Annotated in this window: 6 protein-coding genes; 5 read left to right on the top strand and 1 reads right to left on the bottom strand. The window is 67.0% G+C overall.

Annotated elements, in window-relative coordinates; genetic code table 11:
* Positions 1-72 precede the first annotated feature (72 nt).
* Entirely contained in the window at positions 73-882 is an 810-nt protein-coding gene (gene rsmI / locus RMN95_RS10225; RefSeq protein ID WP_309616818.1) for a 16S rRNA (cytidine(1402)-2'-O)-methyltransferase, read from the top strand.
* A gap of 201 nt (positions 883-1083) precedes the next feature.
* Here rsmI and RMN95_RS10220 read toward each other — a convergent pair whose 3' ends face one another.
* The gene (locus tag RMN95_RS10220; RefSeq protein ID WP_309616817.1) at positions 1084-2022 is read right to left on the bottom strand and encodes a hypothetical protein; all 939 of its coding nucleotides are present in this window, start codon (positions 2020-2022) and stop codon (positions 1084-1086) included.
* A gap of 313 nt (positions 2023-2335) precedes the next feature.
* Here RMN95_RS10220 and metG point away from each other — a divergent pair, with 313 nt between their 5' ends.
* The 4 genes from metG to ispE form a co-directional block, all read left to right on the top strand.
* The gene (gene metG, locus RMN95_RS10215; RefSeq protein ID WP_309616816.1) at positions 2336-3904 is read left to right on the top strand and encodes a methionine--tRNA ligase; all 1569 of its coding nucleotides are present in this window, start codon (positions 2336-2338) and stop codon (positions 3902-3904) included.
* Complete coding sequence (locus RMN95_RS10210) at positions 3901-4881, top strand: TatD family hydrolase (RefSeq protein WP_309616815.1); 981 nt, start codon at positions 3901-3903, stop codon at positions 4879-4881. The genes metG and RMN95_RS10210 overlap by 4 nt, the downstream gene beginning before the upstream one ends.
* Positions 4878-5711, top strand: a complete 834-nt coding sequence (rsmA, locus tag RMN95_RS10205) for a 16S rRNA (adenine(1518)-N(6)/adenine(1519)-N(6))-dimethyltransferase RsmA (protein WP_309616814.1) — start codon at positions 4878-4880, stop codon at positions 5709-5711. The genes RMN95_RS10210 and rsmA overlap by 4 nt, the downstream gene beginning before the upstream one ends.
* Positions 5712-5793: 82 nt before the next feature.
* Positions 5794-6461: 4-(cytidine 5'-diphospho)-2-C-methyl-D-erythritol kinase (ispE, locus tag RMN95_RS10200; RefSeq protein ID WP_309616813.1), on the top strand; the 668-nt coding region annotated here is incomplete at its 3' end.

Here is a 6461-nt window from a genome sequence, read left to right as displayed (position 1 = left end):
AGCAGGAGCAGGAGCACGGAGGCGAGAAGCGAGGGTGACGTCGGCGCGGCACCCGGCTGCGAGAATGGGCGGGTGATCATCCTCGCCGCAACGCCGATCGGAAACCTCGGCGATGCATCCCGGCGGCTGATCGAGGCCCTCACTAACGCCGAGGTGATCGCCAGCGAAGACACCCGCACCACGATCCACCTGATGCGGGCGCTCGGCATCGAGAACCGCCCGCGGCTGATCGCGCTGCACGAGCATAATGAGACCGAGAAGGCGGCCGAGATCGTCGAACTGGCCAGGACGGTGGATGTCCTCGTCCTCAGCGACGCGGGAATGCCGGCCATCAGCGACCCGGGGTTCCCCCTCGTGGCGGCTGCGGCCGCGGCAGGGGTCACGGTCACGGCGCTGCCCGGGCCGAGCGCCGTACTGACTGCCCTGGCAGTCTCGGGATTACCCACCGACCGTTTCACCTTCGAGGGCTTCTTGCCGCGCAAATCCCGCGTCGCCTACTTCGCGGCTCTCGCCCGCGAGCAGCGCACCATGGTGTTCTTCGAGAGCCCGAACCGGCTGCCCGCCGCACTGGCCGACCTCGCGGAGGCGCTCGGCTCCGAGCGCAGGGTGGTGGTGTGCCGTGAGCTCACGAAACTCCATGAGGAGGTGGCGCGCGGCAGCGCCGCCGAACTGGCGGAACGCTTCAAGGGTGGTGCTCGCGGGGAGATCTGCCTGGTTGTCGAGGGGGCGAAGCCCGCGACATCCACTCTGCCGACGGGTATTGCGCAGGTTCTGCAGCTCGTCTCCGAGGGTTCGCGCCTGAAGGAGGCCGCGACCGAGGTTGCGGAGGCCACCGGCCTCTCGCGCCGCGACCTGTACGAAGGCGCGCTCGCCGCACGGTAGCCGCGGCCCCGTTCCGCCGGCATCCGCGCATCTTTGTCCCATCTGCGCGCGGGCGCCGGTGCGCGCATGCGACATCCGTGCGCGGATGTCGGGGATGGGCATCCGCGGATGTCGGGATGGGCATCCGCGGACGTCGGGATGGGCATGCGCGGCGGTGGGGGCGGCCGTGCGCACAGGTCGGGGACGGCCATGCGCGACGGTCTAGCGTCGCCTCAGCGGGACGCCCTCGTTGAGCAGATGAGCGCGGAGCCGCTGCGGGTTCACGGCAATGTCCCATCCCCAGCGCGTCACCTTTTTAGGCAGCGCACGAAGTCGGTCTTCACGGATCTTCTCCAGATACACGATCTCGCCGGGCTCACGGCCCCTGAGGTACTCGTCCTTCAGGTATTTCATCTTGCCGTCTACCTCGCCGATGTGGTCGATCTCTTGCCAGTCGAAATCGGACTCACCGATCCTGCCCCGATAGTCGAACCATGACCATTGCAATCGAGGGGTCACGAATCCCGCGATATGCATGTTCACCCTGCTGACCGACTCGGCGGGCGTATCCGCCTTATCGGTCGAGAAAGCGACGACGGACGCGGCACGTCGATGGGCTTTGATCGGCATCGCTGCTTCCCACGCCAACTCGATGTCGGCCGACCGAATGCGCCCCTTTCGCCTGCGCGACAGGGCGGAATCGGCGCTGACCACTCCGGATGTAAGACTGCTGACTGAAGCGAGATCGACGACTGTGCGAGCGAGGGAGGTGACGAGCATCCCCTCTACTTCCACGAATTCGACGCGATCAAGCCGCGTGGGATGCGCCACGACATCGCCATGCGACCGGCCTCCGGAGGCGCGCTCGGTGAGTCGATGCACGGTGTTCGGCCACGAGCCAAGAATGGGAAGCCCCCAGATCACGGCGGCCGAGTAATGGGAGAAGATCGGCCGGGTCGACTGCGATTCGGATGCTGCGCGAACGTGCAGTCTGTATCGCCCATCCGGCGTCAGACTCGACCAAGCGGAGGCCGCTGCGTACGCTCCTGGCCGCACGCGACGAAGGTCACCGCGAGCGGCCTGCCGCGCCAACTGCCGACGGTCGCCGCCGGCCCGCTCAACGTCGCGGGTCAATGTGAGTGGGGGGTCGGCGATGCTCATCCCGCCACCATGGCGCGCGAACGGGTGTATCGGCAGCTATCGAGGCGATCTGCGCGCTCCACGGCATCCATCACCCTTGTGGAGGAGCGGAATCCGCGCACGGTTGTCGCGCCTGCGGGTGCGCGCCCGTGCGCGGATGCGACAGACGTGCGCGGATGCGACAGACGTGCGCGGATGCGACAGACGTGCGCGGATGCGACAGACGTGCGCGGATGCGACAGACGTGCGCGGATGCGACAGACGTGCGCGGATGCCGTCGCGCGGGCCTGCGCGCAGAAGTAACACCCGCACCCCGCCCGGTACGATTAACCCCATGGCCGCCGGCGACTCCTTTTACATCACGACGCCCATCTTCTACGTCAACGATGTTCCCCACATCGGGCATGCGTACACGGAGGTGGCCGCCGACGTGCTCGCCCGCTGGCACCGGCAGCGTGGTGACGACACCTGGCTGCTGACCGGCACCGATGAGCACGGGCAGAAGATCTTGCGCACCGCCGTCGCTAACGACACCACACCGCAGGCCTGGGCCGACAACCTCGTCGAGAACGCGTGGAAGCCGCTGCTGCAGACGATCGACATTGCCAACGACGACTTCATCCGCACCACAGACGAACGCCACGAGACGGCCGTCACCACCTTCCTGCAAAAACTCTACGATGATGGCCACATCTACTCGGGTGAGTATGAGGGCTTCTACTGCGTTGGCTGCGAAGAGTACAAGCAGCTCGACGACCTGATGGAAACGGCCGACGGCGACTACGCGGGCCAGCTGGTGTGCAAGATTCACAGTCGACCGGTCGAGGTGCTGAAGGAGAAAAACTACTTCTTCAGGATGAGCGCGTTCGAGAAGCCGTTGCTCGACCTGTATGCGGGCCGCCCCGACTTTGTGCAACCCGCGAGTGTGCGCAATGAGATCATCCAATTCGTGAAGCAGGGCCTCGCCGACCTGTCGATCTCACGCTCCAGTTTCGACTGGGGAATCAAGGTGCCCTGGGACGACAGTCACGTCGTCTACGTCTGGTTCGACGCGCTGCTGAATTACGTCACTGCGGCGGGCTACGGGGTCGACGACGCACTGTTCGCCCGGCGCTGGCCTGCCGTGCACATCGTCGGCAAAGACATCGCGCGCTTCCACGCGGTGATCTGGCCCGCGATGCTGATGGCGGCGGGGCTCGAGGTGCCGCGAGCGGTGTTCGGTCACGGCTGGCTGCTGGTCGGCGGCGAGAAGATGTCCAAGTCGAAGCTGACCGGCATCGCGCCTACCCAGATCACCGACACCTTCGGATCCGATGCGTTCCGCTACTACTTCCTGTCGGCCATCGCCTTCGGCCAGGACGGCTCGTTCAGCTGGGAAGACCTCAGCGCCCGCTACCAGTCCGAGCTCGCTAACGGTTTCGGTAACCTCGCCTCGCGCACGATCGCGATGGTGACCAAATATTTCAACGGCCAGATTCCGGATGCCGCAGCCGACGCATCCATCACCGAACTGGCCGAGCGTGTCACCGTCAACGCGGATGCCGCGATCGACCGCTTCGCCATCCACGTGTCTCTCGCCAGCATCTGGCAACTGGTGGACGCGCTCAACGGCTACATCACCGAGCAGGAGCCGTGGACGCTCGCGAAGGATCCCGCGAACCGCGACCGGCTCGCGCAGGTGCTCGCCACCGTCGTGCACGGCCTCGGAACCCTGACCGTGCTGCTGTCGCCGGTGCTGCCGAAGGCCACGACCATCCTGTGGGCCGCGCTCGGCGGCGAAGGTGAAGTGCATCAGCAGCGCATCGACCGGGCGTGGGAATGGACCGGCGGCGCGAGCGTGACACCCCTCGCGAGCCCACTGTTTCCGCGCATCGAGGCAACCGAAGTAGAAGGCGCGGCGTGACTGACCCGCACCTTCGGCACCGCAACACCGAGGGCTCACGGGACCTCGAATACCCGCCGCTGCCGGAAGCGCTGGTGGTGGGTGTCTACGACAACCACACCCATCTCGAGATCGCCGATGGGGCGCCCGGCGGGCAACTCGACTATCACGAGCACCTCGACCGGGCATCCAGCGTCGGCGTGCGCGGAGTGGTCCAGGTCGGCACCGACCTGGAAACCTCGCGCTGGTCGGCGGATGTCGCCAGCCGCGAGCCGCGGGTACTCGCGGCGGTCGCGCTGCACCCGAACGAGGCGCCGCGGTATGACTTCCCCACCCGCTCGGCCGCCAGGTCGCTTCGCGCCCCGTCAGAACCGGCGGGCGTGGGCCCAGACCTCGATGCTGCCCTTGCTGAGATCGACGAGCTCGCCGCGCGCCCCAGGGTGCGCGCGATCGGTGAGACCGGGCTCGACTTCTTTCGCACCGGCGAAGACGGGCGCGACGCGCAGTTGCGCTCGTTCGAGGCACACATCGAGATCGCGAAACGGCACAACCTGGCGCTGCAGATCCATGATCGGGATGCCCACGCCGAGGTGATCGAGACGCTCAGGCGTGTCGGTGCCCCCGAACGGACCGTGTTCCACTGCTTCTCGGGAGACGCGGACATGGCCAGGCTCTGCGCCGACAACGGCTGGTACCTGTCGTTCGCCGGCACCGTCACGTTCAAGAATGCTGAGGGGCTTCGCGAGGCCCTCAGCGTGATCCCGCGCAGTCGCATCCTGATCGAAACCGATGCCCCGTACCTCACGCCTCACCCGCTGCGAGGTCGCCCCAACGCCCCCTACCTGATTCCGCACACCCTGCGCGCGATGGCCGCCCACCTCGAAACGGAGGTGTCGATGCTCGCCGCACAGATCACCTCGACCACCGAAGAGGTCTACGGCCGATGGGACGCCGAGCCGGTCACCGCCCCCGCAGGGCCGTTCGCGGACCTGGCGTGAGTGGCACGCTGCTCGGGCCCGCCGAGATTCGAGAGCTCGCGAACCAGCTCGACCTGCAGCCGACCAAGAAGCTCGGCCAGAATTTCGTCATCGACGCCAATACGGTCAGGCGCATCGTCAAGTCGGCCGGAGTGCGCGCCGGTGAGACCGTCGTCGAGGTTGGGCCTGGCCTCGGTTCGCTGACGCTGGGTCTGCTCGAGACCGGTGCGTCGGTAGTCGCCGTCGAGATCGATAGGCGATTGGCCGCGCAGTTGCCGGTCACCGTGACGAAGTACCAGCCTGAGGCGGCGCTGACGGTGATCGCCGACGATGCTCTGCGTATCACCGAGCTTCCGGATGCTCCTACCGTCTTCGTCGCCAACCTCCCGTACAACGTGTCGGTGCCGGTGCTGCTGCATTTCCTGGAGCACTTTCCGAGCCTGACGCGCGGGCTCGTGATGGTGCAGGCCGAGGTGGGGCAGCGCGTCGCGGCCGGCCCTGGTTCGAAGGTGTACGGCAGCCCGAGCGTCAAGGCGGCGTGGTACGGAGACTTCGCGACCGCGGGCCAGGTGAGCCGGCAGGTGTTCTGGCCGGTGCCGAACGTCGACTCGATCCTGGTGCGCTTCGAGCGGCATCAGCAGCCGGGCTCCGAGGCCGAGCGGCTCGCCACGTTTGAGCTGGTGGATGCCGCGTTCCAGCAGCGGCGCAAAATGCTCCGCCAGGCGCTCTCGAGTGTGCTGGGCGGCTCGGCCGACGCGTCAGCCACCCTCGAGGCGGCGGGTGTAGCGCCCACCGCTCGCGGAGAGCAACTCACGGTCTCCGACTTCCTCGCGATTGCTCGAGCCCGCTGAACCGCCGCAACGTGGCGCTGCTGCTCGGGCATCCCGAATCGTATCGGCCTGAGGGCACGGCAACTGGGCATAGGTTGGTGTTATGACATCGGGGCCCGAATCCAGCGTGGTGCACACGAGGGCGCCGGGTAAGGTCAATGTCTTCCTGAAGGTCGGCTCGTTGCTCGACGACGGCTACCATGACGTCGCCATCGCCTACCAGGCGGTGTCACTCTACGATGATGTGCGCGCCTACCCGGCCGACGACTTCTCGGTCTCGCTGACCGGCACAGTCGACCTGTCTCGGGTTCCGACCGATGGCTCGAACATCGCTATCAAGGCGGCGCGGCTGCTCGCTCGCCGCACGGCATTCCGGGGTGGTGTGCGACTCGAGATCGATAAACACGTGCCGGTCACCGGCGGCATGGGCGGCGGGTCGGCGGATGCCGCGGCCACCCTCCTCGCCTGCGACACCCTCTGGGGTACCGGCCTCCCGCGGGAAGAGATGCTCGACCTTGCAAGCGAGCTCGGCGCCGATGTGCCGTTTGCGTTCACCGGTGGCACCGCCATCGGTACCGGTCGCGGCGACCAGCTGAGCCCGGCGCTGGCCAAGGGCACGTTCCAGTGGGTGTTCGCGATGGCGGATTTCGGCCTTTCCACCCCGGACGTGTATCGCGAGCTCGATAAGCATCGCGACCGCCACTCGCAGGACATCTTCCCGGCATCCCTCGCCCCGACGGTCGACGCGAACGTGCTGCAGGCGCTGCGCGC

The sequence above is a fragment of the Salinibacterium sp. genome (assembly GCF_031364185.1).
Lineage (GTDB): Bacteria > Actinomycetota > Actinomycetes > Actinomycetales > Microbacteriaceae > Rhodoglobus.
The sequence above is the reverse complement of the archived record's forward strand: the minus strand, read 5'-3'. Positions and strand labels throughout refer to the sequence as shown.

Bases quoted from the DNA above. Each gene is read 5' to 3' on its own strand.
- RMN95_RS10220 (WP_309616817.1), bottom strand. From the start codon at position 2,022: ATGAGCATCGCCGACCCCCCACTCACATTGACCCGCGACGTTGAGCGG.
- metG (WP_309616816.1), top strand. From the start codon at position 2,336: ATGGCCGCCGGCGACTCCTTTTACATCACGACGCCCATCTTCTACGTC.